General features: G+C 70.0%; 15 protein-coding genes and 1 pseudogene. 6 read left to right on the top strand and 10 right to left on the bottom strand.

Annotated features, from left to right (window positions below; all coding sequences use genetic code 11):
- Positions 1-280 precede the first annotated feature (280 nt).
- From ABGB01_RS38020 to ABGB01_RS38010, 3 genes and pseudogenes are all read left to right on the top strand, one after another.
- The gene (locus ABGB01_RS38020; protein ID WP_347778459.1) at positions 281-1684 is read left to right on the top strand and encodes a DUF3696 domain-containing protein; all 1404 of its coding nucleotides are present in this window, start codon (positions 281-283) and stop codon (positions 1682-1684) included.
- A 32-nt stretch (positions 1685-1716) separates the two neighbouring features.
- Positions 1717-2157, top strand: a complete 441-nt coding sequence (locus ABGB01_RS38015; protein ID WP_347778458.1) for a hypothetical protein — start codon at positions 1717-1719, stop codon at positions 2155-2157.
- A 138-nt stretch (positions 2158-2295) separates the two neighbouring features.
- Positions 2296-2556, top strand: a pseudogene (locus ABGB01_RS38010) (transposase family protein); the annotation flags it as partial.
- A 670-nt stretch (positions 2557-3226) separates the two neighbouring features.
- Here ABGB01_RS38010 and ABGB01_RS38005 read toward each other — a convergent pair.
- The 3 genes from ABGB01_RS38005 to ABGB01_RS37995 form a co-directional block, all read right to left on the bottom strand.
- A complete protein-coding gene (locus tag ABGB01_RS38005; protein ID WP_347778457.1) occupies positions 3227-4402 on the bottom strand; it encodes a helix-turn-helix domain-containing protein in 1176 nt (391 codons plus the stop codon).
- Between the two features lie 64 nt (positions 4403-4466).
- The gene (locus ABGB01_RS38000; protein ID WP_347623637.1) at positions 4467-4667 is read right to left on the bottom strand and encodes an EF-hand domain-containing protein; all 201 of its coding nucleotides are present in this window, start codon (positions 4665-4667) and stop codon (positions 4467-4469) included.
- A gap of 31 nt (positions 4668-4698) precedes the next feature.
- Entirely contained in the window at positions 4699-5577 is an 879-nt protein-coding gene (locus ABGB01_RS37995; RefSeq protein ID WP_347778455.1) for a LysR family transcriptional regulator, read from the bottom strand.
- A 62-nt stretch (positions 5578-5639) separates the two neighbouring features.
- Between ABGB01_RS37995 and ABGB01_RS37990 the strand changes: the two genes are divergently transcribed.
- Entirely contained in the window at positions 5640-6620 is a 981-nt protein-coding gene (locus ABGB01_RS37990) for an aldo/keto reductase (RefSeq protein WP_347778453.1), read from the top strand.
- Here ABGB01_RS37990 and ABGB01_RS37985 read toward each other — a convergent pair whose 3' ends face one another.
- From ABGB01_RS37985 to ABGB01_RS37970, 4 genes are all read right to left on the bottom strand, one after another.
- Positions 6621-7808 (bottom strand): tetratricopeptide repeat protein, encoded by a 1188-nt coding sequence (locus ABGB01_RS37985; RefSeq protein ID WP_347778451.1) that lies wholly within the window; start codon positions 7806-7808, stop codon positions 6621-6623.
- On the bottom strand, positions 7805-9196 hold the full coding sequence (locus tag ABGB01_RS37980) for an AAA family ATPase (protein ID WP_347778449.1): 1392 nt from the start codon (positions 9194-9196) through the stop codon (positions 7805-7807). Before ABGB01_RS37980 ends, ABGB01_RS37985 begins: the two co-directional genes overlap by 4 nt.
- A gap of 143 nt (positions 9197-9339) precedes the next feature.
- Positions 9340-10629, bottom strand: coding sequence for a hypothetical protein (locus ABGB01_RS37975; RefSeq protein WP_347778447.1), 1290 nt, complete (start codon positions 10627-10629; stop codon positions 9340-9342).
- 125 nt (positions 10630-10754) lie between these two features.
- A complete protein-coding gene (locus ABGB01_RS37970; protein WP_347778446.1) occupies positions 10755-12770 on the bottom strand; it encodes an MMPL family transporter in 2016 nt (671 codons plus the stop codon).
- Between the two features lie 195 nt (positions 12771-12965).
- Here ABGB01_RS37970 and ABGB01_RS37965 point away from each other — a divergent pair, with 195 nt between their 5' ends.
- The gene (locus ABGB01_RS37965) at positions 12966-14210 is read left to right on the top strand and encodes an MFS transporter (RefSeq protein WP_347778444.1); all 1245 of its coding nucleotides are present in this window, start codon (positions 12966-12968) and stop codon (positions 14208-14210) included.
- Here the strand turns inward: ABGB01_RS37965 and ABGB01_RS37960 are convergent.
- From ABGB01_RS37960 to ABGB01_RS37950, 3 genes are all read right to left on the bottom strand, one after another.
- The gene (locus ABGB01_RS37960; protein ID WP_347778443.1) at positions 14202-14687 is read right to left on the bottom strand and encodes a hypothetical protein; all 486 of its coding nucleotides are present in this window, start codon (positions 14685-14687) and stop codon (positions 14202-14204) included. The two genes, ABGB01_RS37965 and ABGB01_RS37960, sit on opposite strands and share 9 nt — an antisense overlap.
- A 114-nt stretch (positions 14688-14801) precedes the next feature.
- Entirely contained in the window at positions 14802-15956 is a 1155-nt protein-coding gene (locus tag ABGB01_RS37955; RefSeq protein WP_347778441.1) for an FAD-dependent oxidoreductase, read from the bottom strand.
- 38 nt (positions 15957-15994) lie between these two features.
- Positions 15995-16582: a hypothetical protein gene (locus tag ABGB01_RS37950; RefSeq protein ID WP_347778440.1), complete on the bottom strand. Its 588-nt coding sequence runs from the start codon at positions 16580-16582 to the stop codon at positions 15995-15997.
- 257 nt (positions 16583-16839) lie between these two features.
- Here ABGB01_RS37950 and ABGB01_RS37945 point away from each other — a divergent pair, with 257 nt between their 5' ends.
- Positions 16840-17469: a helix-turn-helix domain-containing protein gene (locus ABGB01_RS37945; RefSeq protein ID WP_347778439.1), complete on the top strand. Its 630-nt coding sequence runs from the start codon at positions 16840-16842 to the stop codon at positions 17467-17469.
- Positions 17470-17541 lie beyond the last annotated feature (72 nt).

Genomic DNA, 17541 nt, shown 5'->3' with positions numbered 1-17541 from the left:
TCCGAAGTCGATCTGTCGCAAGACCAACTTCTACCAGGGGCTTTACGCTTCTCGATCATCGGGGGCGCCGGCGTCGGGGCGGCCCGAGGATCACACTCTGTCGCGGGGGCTTACGCGGAAGGGCTCAATGGGGACTAGATCGATGCGTTCCCGCCACACCGCATGACTTTGGATGCCTCTTATACTGACGGGATCGGTGACTTGCTTGCCCATAACTACTAAGGTGCTAGCTGGGAATGCTATGGGCGCTCAGCATGGATCACTGAAGAGGAAAATTTCAATGATAACACACCTTAGACTGCAAAACTTCAAGGCTTGGGCAGATAGCGGAATCGTGAAATTTGGCCCCATTACCGCCTTCTTTGGAAGCAATTCGTCTGGAAAGACGAGCTTTCTGCAGAGCATGCTGCTACTCAAACAGACAGCGGAATCAGCGGATAGAGGTCGCGTCTTCGACCTAGGCGGTCCAGCATCGCTGGTAAGTCTGGGAACATTTAATGACATTACCTTCCAGCATGATTCCGATCGTACAGTCGGCATCGAGATCGGATGGCACGAAGACGAACCTTTTCAGATTCGAAATACGGAGACAAAGAGACGGAATGCAATTGCCACTAGCAACGATCTCAGCCTGTCCGCTCTAGTCCGTGAAATACGAAGCTTCCCGGTTGTTCAACGAGTCGAGTATGGCCTTGGCGATCTGCGGTTCTGGTTGACGCGCAGCAGAAGTGGCAAGGACGAATACGCACTCGATTCTAATGACTACCCATTCAAACGCGTAACAGGGAGGCCATGGCCATTGCCCTCACCTGGTAAGTTCTATAGCTTTCCCGACCAAGTGCGCGCATACTATCAAAATGCCGCCTTCCTATCCGATCTGGAGCTTCAATTCGAAAAACTCTGCAGTCGAATCTACTATCTTGGCCCACTAAGGCAAGATCCCGCACGCCAGTACATTTGGTCAGGAGGTCGGCCTATTGATGTAGGCAGAAGAGGTGAACTTGCGGTTGAGGCATTGATCGCATCTCAAGCGGACAAGAAGTCCAATGCACGCGGGTTTGTTAATCGAAAAGATGGCCCACGCCGCACCAAGCTGATCACAGTGGAAGAACATGTCGCCTCCTGGCTTCAAGAACTCGGGTTGATTCATTCCTTTGCGGTGGAATCAGTTGACGACAGGGGAACCCTGTATCGTGTTCAAGTAAGACGCTCAACTGGAAGCACACCGGTTCTTCTCACAGATGTCGGCTTCGGCGTTAGCCAAGTACTTCCAGTGTTGGTTATTCTGGCCTATGCGCCCGAAGGGTCTACGATCCTTCTTGAGCAGCCTGAAATTCATCTGCATCCTGCAGTGCAAAGTGGATTGGCGGACGTTATCATCGAGGCCGCAAAAGTTCGAAGCATTCAAGTTGTTGTCGAGAGCCACTCCGAGCACTTTCTCATGCGCCTGCAACGCCGAATCGCCGAAAAAGACGTTGGCAGGGGAATCAGCCTCGAGCCAGAGGATTGCCTTCTTTATTTCTGCCAGACGGACGGCGCAGCATCTACGATCAGCCGGCTTGGTATCGATCCCTTTGGTAATATCACTAACTGGCCGGATGATTTCTTCGGAAATCAGTTCGAAGAAGCTGCTGCCATGAGTCGCGCAGCGCGTAGGCGAGCGATTGAAGAGCAAACCGCTTGAACCATCCATCACGTGTCGTTATCGACACTAACGTGCTGATCGTTGCCAACGGCAAGGCCGATCACGTGGGCTCCAGCTGCACGGAGTCAGCAATCGAGTTCTTAGAGCACATCGAGAATCATGGGGTTGTCGTTCTCGACAACTCTTGGCTGATCTTCGAAGAGTATGAGAAATATTGCTCATTCAAAGGGCAGCCCGGGGTAGGCGACCACTTTTTTCTTTACCTGCATCGCCGACAGGCCGTCTCTCGCCACGTCCAAAAGGTCGACATAACTCCTGACGGCAATGGATCCTACGAAGAGATCCCCGACAGCTTACAAGCATTTGATCCATCCGACCACAAATTTGTGGCCACGGTTATAGCAGATGAACGAAAGTCTGTTATCGCCAATTGTGCCGACTCGGACTGGCGGGAAGCTGCACAGATGCTCAAAAAGAATCAAATCGTAGTCATGGAGCTATGTGAAGACTGACGCATCCATGAAAGGTCTATCCCAACCTGAAGCCGCAGATCGCGGGCATGCTGCGCGGCAGAGCTTGATCGACAAGTAGAAGAGCCCCTGGTAGAAGGGTTGTCGACCAAGATCAACCGTTAGACCAGAGGCTCCGAGTTGCTGTTCTACCGCGCCGCGCTGCCGTTGTCACCTCAGGCCCTGTCCTATTTGTCCGGCGTCCTGCGCCGGCACCGCAAGACGATCGGCTCGCCGTGGCGCCGCCTCAACCCCGGCCAGCAGGCCCTGCTTGTGCTCGTCCACCTGCGCAAAGGCGAGACCCTGGCAGAGGTCGCCGCAGGCTTCGGCGTCGGCATCGCAACCGCCTGGCGCTACATCCGCGAGGCCGTCACCCTGCTCGCTCGCCGCTCACCCCGCCTGGAGCGGCTCCCTGCCCGGCTCCGTCCACGACCTCAGAGCCGCCCGAATCTGGGGCATCCTGCGCCGCCTCGCTCAACCGTCGTGCTCTGACCGGCTCTGCCACCCATGCACCTCACTCTGCGACGACAACCTGCTGCCATCGCATCCGGGTTCCGCAGATGTGCGCGAGGAAAAGCACATGGATCCGTGGTTTGAACTGCGGAAACGCCACTGATCGCACAGATACGGCGTGTCACTAGGGGCCAGCATCGTGGCTGGTCACGCGCCTGAGGCCAAGAGACCTCAACGATCTCCGCCAAGGGATCTGAGGCACTCACTTAGCGAGGTCCAGCAGTGGGGAGCGAGCAGCGACTCGACCGCTTTCACGGTGGGCGACCAGGCGCACGCCGACTTCGTTCGTCTCCTGCCCACTGCCTGACCAGGCATATCACCAGAACATAGCAGCATCGCCGCAGGTTGAAGCCTGTTTTTCGGAAGTCGTGTCACTAGGGCTTTTCGCGATTTTCACCAGCCCGTAGCCTCCTGACCTGCAGTTCAGCGTCTCGCTGCGTCCCGGATCAGCCGTTAGCTGCGGAACGCGGGTCGCAGAGTGACCGATCAGCCCCGCCACCGCGCACCCCTGAATCGGTGCCTCACCCGACCCGGTGAACCTTCGTGGTCACCCCACTAGTCAGGCTCTGACCGCCTGCCGGGCCCTGAGGGCGATCTCCAGCTCGAAACGGATGTCGGGGTCGGTGAGCTGGTCGCCGTAGAGCTCTTCGAGCTGCCGCAGCCGGTAGCGCACGGTCTGCGGGTGCACGTGCAGCCGGGCGGCCACCTCGCCGGCTCCCCTGCCGTGCCGCAGCCAGGCGAGCAGCGTCTCCGCCAGCCGGTCCTGCTGGGTGGGCCGCAGGTGGGCCAGGGGCGCCAGCCGCACCTCGGCCAGCGCGCTGACGAGCTCCTCGTCCTTGAAGACCACCAGCGTGGCCATGTGGTCGGCGCACCGCACCAGCCCGCCGGGCAGGACGCCGCGGCGCGACAGGCCGAGCGCCTGCCTGGCCCACCGCAACGACGTCGCGGCGGCGGTCAGGGGCACGGCGGGGCCGATGGCGGCCCGGCGCCCGCGCAGGGCCTGGTCGAGCATCCTGGCCTGGCCGGGGCCGTTGGGGTCGGGCGCCAGCAGGCACGGCTCCGGCCGGTCCATGGCGGTGAGCACGTCGGAGGGGAACGCGAGCGCGGGGCAGGGGCCGAGCCCGTCGTCGAGCGCCACGCAGGCCACCGTTCTCGGCAGCCGCCACCCTGCGGCCCTGGCGAGGTCGGCGATGGCCTCGGCGCTGGCGGGCGGCCGGCTGAGCAGGAGGTCGAGCAGGCGGGCGCGGCGGCGCTCGGTCTCGCCGGCGGCGTGCGCCCTGGCCTCGGCGAAGCCCTCGGCCGCCGCGTCGGCTAGCTGGTCGAGGTGGACGAAGATGGCCTCGCCCAGGTCGTACAGGTTCTGCGGGGACAACGCGCACGGGCCGGCGAGCTCGGTCAGCCGCCGCCAGCCCACTCTGGCGCCGAGTCGCATCGCCGCCTGCAGCGGCTCCAGGTTGCGGCCCTCGGCCGCCTCGCCCCTGCCGATCATGCGGAACGGCTCGGGGTCCCACGGGGCGTCCGGGTCCTCGACGCGGTCGAGGAAACCCTCGACGGCCTGCTCGACCGCGATCCTGATGACCTTGATGTAGAGCTCGTCCGACGGCCTCGCGTATTCGGGGATCCTGGTCTGGATCTCCTCGATCACCTCGTCGGAGACCCGCCCGATCCCCGGCCTGAGCGCTTTCGCGATGTCCGCGGTGGTACGGCTTTCGCTGCTGTCACTCTTGATGACCATCGTCCCTCCTGACACCCATTGTGACCCAGGCGACAAGAGTTGTGTAGCAAGAGCTTGTTTGTTATCACTTCTGGAGGAAGGCGGCGAACTCCTCCACGTCGATCAGGCCGTCGCCGTCCTTGTCGAGCTGTCGCACGCCTGCCTGCGCGGTCTCCAGCGTGACCGGCCGGCCGAGCACCTCCATCAGCCGTACGAGCTCGACCGCGGAGATCCTCCCGTCCTTGTCGGCGTCGATCAGGTCGAAGGTGGTCGCGTAGTCGCTCATGGGTCGCCCTTCTGCGGGATCCGCTGTCGCGTCAGACCTTAGTAGCGACTTGTCGTAGTGCGTCGATGAATGCCATGACTTGTGGTCTCGTGTCGCCTACTCGCCACGCGATGGCGAGTTCGCCTGGAGGCAGCCCCGTGACCGGCCGGTAGGCCAGCCCCGGCCTGCTGTAGAGCTCGGCGTTGCCCTCGGCCACGAGCACCACGCCGAGCCCGCTGGTCACAGACTCGAACACCTCCTCGGGCGTGTTGGCGGTGACCCCGACGACCGGCTCGTCGTCGCGCGCGTCGAGCCCGAGCCAGAAGTCGCGCAGCGGCCCCGACACCACGGGCAGCGCGATGAACGGCTCGTCGCGCAGGGCCGGGAACGGCACCTCCGCCAGCCCCGCGAGCCGATGATCGGCCGGCATGGCCACCCCACGCCTTTCCGTGGCCACCACGTACGTCCGCACCCCCGGCGGCACCGGCAGCCAGATGAACGCCACGTCGGAGCTCCCGTCGGCCAGGCCGCCGCTGGGGTCGTCCCATCCGACCAGCCGCAACGAAACCTCCCAGCCCGGCAGCCGCTCACGGAAGCGGCGCAGGGCCGCCTGCTGCAGCCCTCTGCCCACGGCCGTCTGCATGCCGATCACCAGTGTCCCCGCCGGCGCCGCGGCGCGCGCCTCCTCCACGCCCGCGGCCCACCGCCCGAGCAGGTCGCGGGCGACCGGCAGCAGCGCCTCGCCCTGCCTGGTCAGCGCCATCCCGCTGGGCACCCGCTCGAACAGCCCGAACCCGAGCTGCCGCTCCAGCACCCTGAGCTGCTTGGACAGGGCGGGCTGGGAGACGAACAGCCGCTCGGCGGCCCGCGTCACGTTGAGCTCCTCGGCCACCGCCACGAAGTAACGCAGCTCCCGCAGATGCACGTCCATAGCCACTGGTTATAGCAAAGGGTCTTGGACGTACGTCCCGCCCGCCCGGCAGGCTCGCTGTCATGAAGACACGCACTCTTGGAAACCTGCGGGTCCCCGCCATCGGCTTCGGCGCCATGGTGCTCTCCCCCGGCGTGTACGGCGACATCGACGACGACCGTGCCGAGACGGCGCTCAGGACGGCGCTGGACGCGGGCGGCACCCACGTGGACACCAGCGACGCCTACGGCGCGAACGGACACAACGAGCGGCTCGTGGGCCGCGCGATCAAGGGACGCCGCGACGAGGTGGTGGTCGCGACCAAGTTCGGCCTGGCGGTCCCGGAGGGCGAGCCCAGCAGGTCGCACCCGGTCGGCTACGCCTTCAACGAGCTCCGGGTGAACGCCGATCCCCGCCTGGTGCGCCGCTACGCCGAGCGCAGCCTGCGCAACCTCGGCACGGACGTGATCGACCTCTACTACGCGCACTACCCCGACCCCGGCGTGCCGATCGAGGAGACCGTCGGCGCGATGGCCGGCCTGGTGCGCGGCGGGTTGATCAGGCATGTCGGCCTGTCCAACGTGACGGCCGCCCAGCTGCGCGCGGCGCACGCCGTCCACCCGGTCTCGGCCGTGCAGAACGAGTGGTCGATGTGGCGGCACGTGGACCAGGACCTCCTGGCCACCGCACGTGAGCTGGGCGTGGGCATCGTGGCGTGGAGCCCTCTCGGCAGCGGCTTCCTGACGGGCACGGTCCATTCGCTCGGCGAGGGCGACTTCCGCCACAACGCCCCGCGCTTCGACGCGGGCAACCTGGAGAGCAACAACGACCGCTACGCCCCGATCAGGGCCGTGGCCGCGCAACTCGGCATCACCCCCGCCCAGCTGGCCCTGGCCTGGCTGCTGCACCAGGACGAGCACGTGGTGACCATCCCGGGCAGCCGCACTCCCTCCCACATCGAGGAGAACCTGGCGGCGGCCGACCTCACCCTGCACCCGGACACGCTCGACGCGATCGGCAAGGCGCTGGCCGCGTTCGAGGTGTCCGGCGGGACCCTCCTCTAGTCAGAGGAGCTCGGGCCTGCCGCGCACGCCGGCCGCCACCCAGACCGTGGCCAGGCAGGCGTACACGCTGAGCAGCGCCACGCCCGCCACGGCGAAGAACGCCGACACGACGACGGCCACGGCGAGCAGGACCGCCCAGGCGTAGAGAATCATGCGCCGGCGCTCCGAGCCGGTGTGCGCGGCCTCCTGAGCGGGGGTGACCATGGCCATGGCCCCGACACCCGCCGTGCCGAGCGGCTCGCTGCCGAACACGATCCCGAGCCCGAGCGCCACCGCGCCCACGGCCACCAGGCCGCAGCAGAGCACCGCCATGCGGGACTCGACGGCCTCGAAGAGCAGCTGGGTGGTCCTGCCACGGGCCAGCCGCAGCGTCGTGACCGCCTCGGCGACCCAGGCCGCCCAGTGCAGCAGCGCCACGATGACGAAGACCAGGATGACCGGCGGGATCGTGGGCAGGAGGAACACCAGCCACCACCTGCCACGGTACCTGCCGCGCACCCCCGACAACCACCGGTACAGGGGGTTGCGCTGTTTGAGCGCCGTCACCAGCAGGTCCCGGGCCTGGCCGTAGCCGGGATCCAGGCGGAGCACCTCGCGGAAGGCCTCCGCGGCCTGCCGGGGCTCGCCGAAGGCCAGCTCCGCGCGGCCGTAGGCGAGGTGCGCGATGGCGCTCTCCGGATCCAGCCGTACGGCGTGCGCGGCGGCGGCCCTGGCCTGCTGCGCGTCCCCGAGCACCGTGCAGGCCACCGCCAGCAGGCTCACCAGGTCGCAGTCCTCCGGGTCGATGGCCAGCCCGCGCCGCGCCGCCTCGGCCGCCTCACGCCGCTGGCCGGCCAGCAGGTGAGTACGGGCGAGCTGGTTCCAGATCGGCGGATGCTCGGGATTGAGCCGCAGCGCGGTGGTGGCGGCGGCCAGCGCGGCGGCGGGGCGGCGGGCCCTGTGGTGCACCTGCGCGGCCGCGTAGTGGGTGAACCAGTGGTCGGGCGCGAGGCGTACCGCCTCGTCGGACTCCTCGACGGCCTCGGCCGCGTTGCCCTGCAGCACCAGGGCGAGGGCCAGGAAGGCGTGCGCGGTGGCGTACTGCGGCTGCTGGGCGAGCACCCCTCGCAGCTCGCGCTCGGCGTCGGCGGGCCTGCGCAGCCGCAGCAGGGTCCGCGCCCGCTCCAGGGGGTCGCCCGTGGTCGTCACCGCTTGCCTTTGACCCAGGGCAGCAGCTCGTCCCACGCGCCCGAGTCGTTCGCGTGCATCACGTAGTTGCGCGCCGTGGCCATCCACTCGTGCACCGCCGTGGGGCGGATGGTCTGCGCGGCCGCCAGCAGGTCGGGCGTCGTCAGCGGGATGGGACGGCCGGCGCTGATCGACTGCTGGAGCTTGGCCTCCACCGCCCGGTCCACCAGGCCCTTGAGGTCGGCGCCGACGAAGTGGTCGGTGACCCGGGCGACGGCGTCGTAGTCCATCTCGGCCAGGGGCTTGTCACGGCACAGGATGCGCAGGATGGCCGCGCGGGCCGCGGCGTCCGGCGGCGGGACGAGCACGGGCTGGTCGAAGCGGCCGGGTCGGCGGAAGGCCGGGTCCACGTACCAGGGGGCGTTGGTGGCCGCCAGCACGAGGACGCCCTCGTTGGCGTGCTCGTCCACGCCGTCGAGCTCGGCCAGGAACTGGTTGACCAGCTGCCGCGTGTGCGCCTGGCGCATGTCGGAGCGGCGGGCGGCCAGCGCGTCGACCTCGTCGAAGAAGAGCACGCACGGCCGGTTGCGCCGGGCCAGGTCGAACGTGGCCCGCAGGTTGCGCTCGCTGGAACCGATGTACATGTCCAGGATGTCGGCCAGGCCGACGTTGACGAACTTCGCGCCGAGCTCCCCGGCGGCGGCCCTGGCGAGGTGGGTCTTGCCCGCGCCGGGAGGGCCGTAGAGCAGCACGCCGCCACCCGCGCGCTTGCCGAACGCGGCGAACAACTCCGGCTGCTGGAGCGGGAGCAGCAGCTTGACGCGCAGCGCCTCCTTGACCGCCTCCATGCCCGCCACGTCGGCGAAACTCACCTGGGAGTGCTCGACCTCGGCGGTGGCCCGGTCCGCGGGCCCCGGGGAGGGCGCGTGGTAGGCGGGGGCAGGCGCGGCGTGGGGTCCGGCGTGAGGGCCGGCGTGGGGCGCCGCCTGCGGCGGCGGGGGTGGGGGTGGGGGCGCCAGGCGGGCGGCGAGGTCGGCGTCGCCCACGGACGGGTCGCGGGAGACCGCCTCCTGGTAGCGGCGGGCCGCCTGCGCGGGGTCGCCCTCTCCCAGCAGCGCCCTGGCCGCCAGCACCCCGAGTACGGGCGGGTGGCCGGGCGTGTCGAGCAGCGGTTCCAGCGCCGCCAGAGCGGCCCCGTGGGCGCTCTGCCTGATGAACGCCTCCGCCAGCCCGGCCGTGAGCTCGGCGTCCCTCGGGGCGAGCGCGAGCGCCCCGCGGAACTCGGCCTCGGCGTCGGCGAGGTAGCCGCCGGCGAGAAGCTGACCGGCGAGGTGCCGGCGCAGCGGAAGGTTGTCCGGGGATAGACGCGCCGCCTCGCGGAGCGCCTGAAGGCCGGCGTCGTCCGACACGTGCCGTTCCCTTCTGTCGGGGTTTGGGTGGTTCGAGGTTCGTAACATACCGAAACCCGCCCCTGGACATCCGGAATGTCCACCCATGACAGAAAGCCGGGCACCGCCTGCGGGAGGCGATGCCCGGCTTACCGGTCGGATGATCAGGCGGCGTGCAGGTAGATCTGGCCGAAGACCTCGGACAGGTTCTTCAGGTCCGTGGCCATGTCCACCTCGGGGTTGGCCGGGTCGTAGACGGTGGCCAGGCGGGCGCGGACCGTGCCCAGCTTCTTGAGCTGGTCCCAGGTGGTGTTGGCGGCCCACTTCTCGCCGTACACGCGGTTGACCTGGCCCTGGTCGTTCTGCCAGCGGGTCCACAGGGTGACCGTCTCGGCGGCGTCGTCCTGCAGGGGGGCGGCGATGCGGTCGGTGATGGCCTGGGTGGCCTGCTCCTCGTTCAGCTGGGCGCTGCCGGCGGCGGCGAAGGAGGCGTCCTCGGCGGCGATCTGGCCGTAGGCGTCCCAGGCGCGGGCCCTGACCTGGATCCACTGGTTACGCTGGGCCTCGGCGGCGTCGATCTTCCAGGTGGCGTACTCCGTGGCCAGGTGGCCGCTGTCCAGGGCGAGCTGGTCGATGAGGCCCTTGGCGAGCCAGCCGCCGATGCGCTCCGGGTCGAGCAGCGGATACTTCTTGCTCATCTCGGCCTTGCAGGCGTCGTTCGAGCCGCAGCCGAAGAGCGGCACCACCGTGTGCGCGGCCAGCTTCTTGCCCGGGAGCAGCCCGCGCAGCGTGGTCGTGGCCTCGCTGACGAACGCGTCCAGCTCGTCGGCACTGCCGAACGCCTGGTTGTCGACGCCGAGCTTCGAGGTGAACCTGACACCCACGACCCCCGGCTGGGCGGCGGCCAGCGCGGCGACCTTCTTGGCGGCCTCGGCGAGCTTGCCCGCCTTGTAGTCGTCGGCGAGCTCGGTGTCGATCCAGATCCGCATGTTCGTCCGGGAGACGGTCTGCGCGGCCTGGCCCGCTGCGGTCTGCTTGGCGGCGGCCTTCTGCTCGGGGGTGATGCCGCTGCCGTCGACGTAGCACTGCTCGCCGTTCTGGCACTCGGGCGTGCCGCCGTCCTCGGCGCCCGGGACGTCCGGCGAGCCGGCGTCGTGCGCCTCGCCGTCACCCTCCGAGTCCGTCGCGCACTCGTTGCCCGGCTGGGTGCAGTCGATCGTGATCGGGTCCATCGGGCCGGCCTCGACCATGTGCTCGCCGTCGTTGTCGAGCCAGAACTTCGCGATGTCGGCGGCCTCTTCCGGGGTGGCCATCCAGCGGCAGACGACGTACGCCGGGGTGTCCTCGGAGAGGAGGTCGTTGCAGCTCCTCGGGTCGTCCTCCGACCACGCGGGAACGCCGATGCCCAAAAGTGAGAGGGCCAGTCCGATGACGAAGAGCTGCCGCAGTCGCATGGCACCTTACTTCCAGGGGGTGATCGTGGGCATTCGCACAATATCCGGACGATCAACAACGTTCAATGAAATCTATGCCTTTACTTCACGGCTATTCCGACGCGAAGTAGGCGTTTGCGTCATGTTCACCGGGGTCCCTCCTCCACCTCGGCCCACGTCCATCCGCTTCGGGTGGCCCGGACCACCCTCGTACGCCCGGCCGTCACCCTGACCCACGCGGGCCGCTCGGACAACTCGCGATCCTCCTGGGCCAGCGGCACGGGATCGGTGTCCGCCCCGAACACCGCCGGCCGCCCCTTCACGGTCACCGGCAGCACCCCGGCGCCGCTCCCGAAACGTACGACCGGCCGATCCGCCGCCTCCTGCCCGCCCCTCCCTGCGCCGACCGGCCCAGGCGCGACAGCCGGCGGCGCGGCGGAGCGGGCCGGCTCCTCGGAGGGGCGCGTCCGAGGCGCGGAAGGGCGGGCGGGCGCTCCGGACGGGCTGGCCGGGAGCGCGGAGAGGCGGGCCGGCGCTCGGGAAGGGCGTGTCAGGGGCGCGGAGCGGCGGCGGAGACGGGTGGGGGCCAGGAGGGCGTACGACAGCGCGCAGACCACCAGTGCCGCCCACGGCAGCGACCCCGTGTAAGCGGCCAGCAGGTCCGTACGGGCCGCCGCAGGGCCGCCGGCCACCACCTCGCGCACCTTCGGCCCCGGATCCACCGACCTGATCGAGGCGACCAGTTCCCCTGCGGCGGCGGACAGGGGGTCGAGGGCATGGTGGACGGACAGGCGGACCGCGCCGTGCTCGTGGGAGAGCCCGGCCACGGAGACCCCCGTGACGTGCGGCAGCCGTTCGAGCCGGCCGGCGAGGGACCGTACGTCGGAGGCGGTCACCCGGGTGACGGCGCTGATCGGCGTGTGGCCCTGCCCGAGCGGCCCGGGTTTGCGGGGCCTGCCCGCGAAGGAGCGCTCGACGAGGACGTGCACGTCGAGCGCCCCGAGCGGGTTCCCGGGGAAGCCCTGCTCGACGATCTCGGCGACCCTGCGGCTCTCCGCGCCGGCGGGCAGCGCACGACGGTCCACGCCGCCGAGCTGGGCCTGCGCGTACGGCACCGTCAGCGCCGCCAGCACGGCGCCCGTCGCGACCAGGTGCGGCAGGACCGGGCGTGGCCGCCACCAGAGTCCGGGGACGATCCGCAGCCCGGCAACGCCCCGGCCGAGCACCCCGAGCAGGGCGGCGGGCACGACCAGCGCGACGCCGGTGGCGAGGAGCGCCACGGCCGCCGCCACGGGCCCGAACGCGTTCAGGGACGCCCGCGGGAACAGCAGCAGCCCGAGCAGGGACACGGCCACCGCCGTCCCGGACAGGGCCACGGCCCGTCCGGCCGCGCCAAGAGCCCGTTCGCAGGACGCATCGTCGCCGAGCGCGTCCGTGAACGCCTTGACCATGAACACGGCGTACCCGGCGGCCAGGGCGAACCCGAGCACGGCGGCGGCGTACAGCGAGCTGATGGAGATCTCGACCACCTCGGTGAGCAGCCGCAGCAACATCACCGTGCCCCCGACGGCGAGCAGCCCGGCGAGCACCGGCACCGCGGCGGCCACCAGGCTCCCTGACACCAGGACGAGCAGCGCGAGCAGCACCGGCGCGGCGACGGCCGCGGCGCGGGCCAGGTCGGCGGCGGCCTGCGCATTGCGCTCCGCCAGCAGCGGCACCGGCCCGCCGACCCCGACGTGCAGGTTCTCGACGCTCCTCAGCCGGTCCGCGATCGCCGCGTAGCGTTCCAGCGCGGCGCCGTCCCGGAGGGTGACCAGCGCGTACGTCGCGTGCCCGTCGCCGGACACCATCGCCTTCGACCCGGTCGTCCAGTACGTGGCCAGCCCGCTCACGTGCGCCGCCGGCAGCCGCCGCAGCGAGTCGTGCACCGCCTTCTTGTACCGGGGATCGCGCACCTTGACCGACGGGTGCCGGTAGAGGACCACCACGTCGGGGGCGGCGTACCACTCCTCGCTCCAGCGGGCGGCGGTCGCCGAGCCGGACCGCGGGTCCCCGGCGCCGCCCGTCATCCGCCCGAACAGCTCCAGCCCCGGCGGCGCGGCGAGGACCGCCCCCACCAGGCCCAGCAGTAGCAGCACACGGGCGATCCGCGTGTACCGCATGGCCCGATCCCCTCGCCGACTGCAGGGACCTAGCAAATTACGGGACGGGCGGGCTCGATTCTTGCCCGCCGCCGGCACATTCCGGGGGCCGCTCTTGTCACCGGCGTGACAAGAAATATTCGCGCGACAACAGCGCGACACCCCTGGAGAATGGTGGGGTTTGACCTTCACAGGGGGCCGCGGGTGCACAGTTTCATGAGCGATCTCGGGCTGCTCCGCGACCGCAGGTTCGCGCTGCTGCTCGCGGCGCGGACGATCTCCGTGCTGGGCAGCGCGTTCGCGCCGGTGGCCCTGGCGTTCGGCGTGCTCAACCTGCCCGGCGCCACCGCCTCGACGTTGTCGGTCGTGCTCACCGCCGAAGCGCTGCCGATGGTCGTGTTCACCCTGGTGGGCGGCGTCATCGCGGACCGGCTGCCGCGCAATCGGGTGCTGATGGCCGCCGAGTTCCTGATGGCCGCGGGTTTCTTCGCGCTGGCGGTGATGATGCTCACCGGCTGGACCCCGCTGCCCGCGCTGAGCGTGGCGGCGGCGCTGAGCGGCGTGGCCACGGCCGTCGCGTTCCCCGCGCTGACCGGCATCATCCCCGAGGTCGTGCCTGAGGACCGTCTGCAGACCGGCAACGCGCTGCTCGGCCTCGGCATGAACGTCTCCCGCGTGGCAGGTGCGGTGCTGGGCGGCGGCGCCGTGGTGTTGTTCGGCGGCGGCTGGGCGCTGGCGGTGAGCGGCGCGATGTTCGCGGTGGCCGGCGTGCTGGTCGCGCTGCTGCGCATGAAGCCGGGCGAGCGCCCGAGGGGCGAGCGGCACTCGGTGCTGGCCGACCTGCGTGACGGGTGGCGGGAGTTCAGCTCGCGGCAGTGGATCTGGGTGGTGGTCGCGCAGTTCTCCCTCATGATCATGGCCATCCAGGCCTCGCACGGGGTGCTCGGCCCGCTGCTGGCCAAGGAGAGCCTGGGCGGCCCCGCAGCATGGTCGGCGTTCCTGGCGGGCGAGGCCGTGGGGACGATCGCCGGGGTGCTGGTGTCGCTGCGGCTGCGGCCGAAGCGGCCGATCCTGGTGGCCGTGCTGCTCTGCCTGCCGACCGCGCTGCCGACCGCGCTGCTCGGGCTCGACGCCCCGCTCTGGGGCATCGTGGCCGGGGCGTTCGTACTCGGCGTGTGTTTCGACGTGTTCGGCGTGTTGTGGATGACCACGATGCAGCGCGAGATCCCCACCGAGTCGCTGTCGCGGGTCAGCTCGTACGACATGCTCGGGTCCCTGATGTTCGGCCCGCTCGGCCTGCTGCTGGCGGGGCCGGCGGCGAGCCTGTTCGGCATCGAGGCGGCGTTGCTGGGGTGCGCGGTCATCGTCGTGCTGTCGACGCTGGCGGCGCTGCTCTCCCCAGGGGTGCGCAACCTGCGCGCCCCGGAGCCGAAGGCGCCGCTGGAGCCGGCCTCAACCTGACCTGCGAGAGGCCCGGAAATAGGCATTGGCCCGCGGCTGGAACATCAGGGCCAGCGCGCCGATCACGGCCCCCAGGTGCAGGATCCTCGCGGCGGCCCCTACCACGCCCATCAGGTCCATCCCGGCCACGGCCTGGCTGATCGAGCCGCCCGCGAGCAGCCATTCGACCGGTTCGATCAGCAGCGAGATCGTGCCGAACACGCCCAGCGTCCCTGCCAGCGCCCAGCGCGCCCAGGTGGCCCCCGCCCGCAGCCGCAGGGCCAGATAGGTCGCCCCGGCGAACACGGCCACCCGGAACCCGAGGCCGGGCAGCAGCTCGGCGAGCGTGGCCGAGCCCTCGCCGAGGATCCCGGAGACGATCAGGACGGCTTCGAAGGCGCCCAGCGCCACCGCCGCAAGCCAGAGCGTGGCGGCCGTCTGCACGACGGGAGGAGGCTGGACGGGCGGGGTGGTGGACTGCCGGGTGACGGTGCTCATCGCGGGACTCCTGGAAAGACGTGGTGACCTCTGAAGTCTCCACCGGGAGCACCGCCGCGATCATGCCCGCCGTCCCCCGAATGCCCAGTAGGGCAGGCCCTACCACCCCCGGGCCTACAGGACGTTGCCGCTGGTCCTCAGCCCCCGCGACGAGATCCGCCCGTGCAGCCCGAAGCGCGGCTCGGGCGCGTGGTCACCGTCGAGCACGCCTGCCACGTAGCCGGCCAGCGCGGGCCCGTGCTTGAACCCGTGCCCCGAGTCCCCGCCGAACAGCCACACCCCCGGCGACACCTCGTTGACGATCCACTCGGCGTCCGGCGTGAGCGCGTACTGGCACACCTGGCTGAACAGCACCGGCGCCTGCGCCAGCGAGGGGAACCTGCGCCGGAGGTACGCGCGTGCCCGCTCGACGGCGGCCGCGTCCACCTCCCGCGAGCCGTGCTCCGGCTCGTACGGCTCCCCCTCCGCGTCGGAGGTGGCCTTCATCCCCACCCCGTCCACGTCGCCGTGCCCGTAGGCGGAGGCCCCGTGGTCCACCCAGGCGGGCGTCTCGGGCACGGACCACGCGGACGGCACCGCGAAGTGCAGCGTGTCCTGCTTCGTCACGGTCACCGGCACGTCGCCGAAGAGCGCGGGCAACCACGCGCCGCACGCCCACACCACCCGGTCGGCGTGCCGCACCTCGCCGTCGATCTCGACCGCGGCCCGGTACGGCGCCGCGTCGCCCGCTGTGCCGCCCGCTGTGCCGCCCGCCACGGGCACCGCCCGCGCCCTGACCAGCCGGACCCCGGACGCCACCGCCAGGGCGGCGGTCACCTGGGTCGCACGCCTGGCCCTGAGCACGCCCGCGTTCGGCTCCCAGAGCAGGAAGCGGAGGTCGTCGGCGCGCAGGTCGGGGAAGAAGCGGCCGCCGTCGGACGGGTCCAGCACCTCACACGGGATGTCCAGATTTTCTAGCACCTGAGCGCTCTTGTGCTCCCACCCGTCGGGCGTCCTCGCGAACCACACCATGCCGGACTCGTGGTACAGCTCCTCGCCGGCCCGTTCCTCCAGCCTGCGCCAGCCGTCCCTGGCCTGCCAGGCGAGCTGGGCGTACCAGGCGTCGTCACCGTGCGAGCAGCGCAGGAGCCGGGTCTCACCGGCGCTGGACTGCCGGACGTGCCCCGGCCTGTGCTGCTCGACGAGCGTCACCTGCCAGCCGGTTTCGGCCAGCCGCAACGCCAGTGATGACCCCCATATGCCCGCTCCGACCACGATGACCGATTTCATGACACCAGGTGACCGCAAAAGGCACGTGCCCGCAAGGCTCAGCCGACGATGATCCGGGCCACCACGCCGGCGCAGTTGCCCGCCACGCAGATCCGTACCGGGACCTCGAAGACGCCCGGAGCCGCGGGGACGCCGCCCACCTGGCCGTCGGGCCCGATGCTCACGCCCGCGGGCAGCCTGGCCTGGTCGGTCACCGTGAACGTCGGGAGCACGCCGGGCGGGCCGCCCTCGATGCCGATCTCGCCGTCGAGCGCGACCCCCACCCTGCCGGGGAAGGTCAGCTCGCGCGGCTCCCACGGCTCGTAGCCGAGCACCACGAGGGTCAGCTCCTGCTCCCGGCACGACCCTTCCGAGCAGATCCCGACGGGGGCGACGAAGGTGCCGGAGCGCTGCGGCGTGCCGTGCAGCAGGCCGCTCCCGTCGACCCGGACCCCGGCCGCGACGTGGCCGGGGCGGAACGTGACGCCCTCAGCGATGGGCAGCAGGCGCCGGCGCACCTCGATGCCCTGGGTGAAGTGGAAGGTGTCCTCGACCAGGCTCTCGCCGGCCTGGTCGTACGAGGTCCGGGTGGACACCGTGGCCACGGGGCCGGTGAGCGTCGGCGCCGCGGGAATCAGTGCGCACATGGTCAGACCGGCAATCAGAAGCAGCGATCTGTGCCGCATCGTCACCCCCAGGCTCTTCCCTCCGATACGTACCCGCGCGTGTTCATGGCCTCACTCCGTGAGGCGGGCTCGATCGCCCAATGCCGCCGCCCTCCCCCGCTCTGGTCGCTCCGCTCCCGACACTCCTCCACGCGACGGCGCTCCCTCGCATGTTCATGGCCTCACTCCGTAAGGCGGGCTCGATCGCCCCATGCCGCCGCGGCTGGATAATCGGTCGCATGGCCGCTGAATCCGCCCAGACCCTGGAGCGCGGGCTGCGCCTGCTGCGCCTGCTCGCCGACGGCAGGAACGGCCGCACGCCGACCGAGCTGAGCGCCGAGCTGTCGCTGAGCCGTCCGGTGGTCTACCGGCTGCTGACGACGCTGATGAAGGAGGGGTTCGTCCGCAGGGACGCCGACGGCCGGGTGCATCTGGGGTTCGGGGTGCTGGTGCTGGCGCAGGCCGTGCAGCCGCTGCTGCGGGCGGCGGCGATGCCGGCGCTGCGGCGGCTGGCCGAGGAGGTGGGCGCGACCGCGCACCTGACCGTGGCCGAGGGCGACGACGGGCTGGCCGTGGCGGTGGTGGAGCCGTCCTGGACCGACATGCACGTGGCCTACCGCGAGGGCTCGCGCCATCCGCTGGCGAAAGGCGCGGCGGGGCGGGCGATCCTGGGGCTTCGCGAGGGCGGCGACGACTATTTCGTCACGGAAGGGCAGTTGCAGGAGGGTGCGCGGGGTGTCGCCGCGCCCGTCACCGGGCTGCCCTGGCTTGAGGCGTCGGTGGGGGTGGTGACGTTCGGGCCGCTGGAGGTGTCCACGGGGCCGCGGGTGGTGGCGGCGGCGGCCGAGCTGGCCGAGGCCCTGGGTTGACATCTCCAGACCGATAGCGGACGGTAGTCGCGTATAGAGGACACTGCCGTCCGATTAACGGACACATTGGAG

The sequence above is a fragment of the Nonomuraea sp. B5E05 genome (assembly GCF_039880665.1).
Classification (GTDB): Bacteria; Actinomycetota; Actinomycetes; order Streptosporangiales; family Streptosporangiaceae; genus Nonomuraea.
The sequence above is the reverse complement of the archived record's forward strand: the minus strand, read 5'-3'. Positions and strand labels throughout refer to the sequence as shown.

Coding starts and splice junctions, on each gene's coding strand:
- ABGB01_RS37955 (WP_347778441.1), bottom strand. CDS start 15,956: ATGAAATCGGTCATCGTGGTCGGAGCGGGCATATGGGGGTCATCACTG.
- ABGB01_RS37960 (WP_347778443.1), bottom strand. CDS start 14,687: ATGAGCACCGTCACCCGGCAGTCCACCACCCCGCCCGTCCAGCCTCCT.
- ABGB01_RS38005 (WP_347778457.1), bottom strand. CDS start 4,402: ATGGTCATCAAGAGTGACAGCAGCGAAAGCCGTACCACCGCGGACATC.
- ABGB01_RS38020 (WP_347778459.1), top strand. CDS start 281: ATGATAACACACCTTAGACTGCAAAACTTCAAGGCTTGGGCAGATAGC.
- ABGB01_RS38000 (WP_347623637.1), bottom strand. CDS start 4,667: ATGAGCGACTACGCGACCACCTTCGACCTGATCGACGCCGACAAGGAC.
- ABGB01_RS37945 (WP_347778439.1), top strand. CDS start 16,840: ATGGCCGCTGAATCCGCCCAGACCCTGGAGCGCGGGCTGCGCCTGCTG.
- ABGB01_RS37995 (WP_347778455.1), bottom strand. CDS start 5,577: ATGGACGTGCATCTGCGGGAGCTGCGTTACTTCGTGGCGGTGGCCGAG.
- ABGB01_RS37950 (WP_347778440.1), bottom strand. CDS start 16,582: ATGTGCGCACTGATTCCCGCGGCGCCGACGCTCACCGGCCCCGTGGCC.
- ABGB01_RS37965 (WP_347778444.1), top strand. CDS start 12,966: ATGAGCGATCTCGGGCTGCTCCGCGACCGCAGGTTCGCGCTGCTGCTC.
- ABGB01_RS37970 (WP_347778446.1), bottom strand. CDS start 12,770: ATGCGGTACACGCGGATCGCCCGTGTGCTGCTACTGCTGGGCCTGGTG.
- ABGB01_RS37990 (WP_347778453.1), top strand. CDS start 5,640: ATGAAGACACGCACTCTTGGAAACCTGCGGGTCCCCGCCATCGGCTTC.
- ABGB01_RS37975 (WP_347778447.1), bottom strand. CDS start 10,629: ATGCGACTGCGGCAGCTCTTCGTCATCGGACTGGCCCTCTCACTTTTG.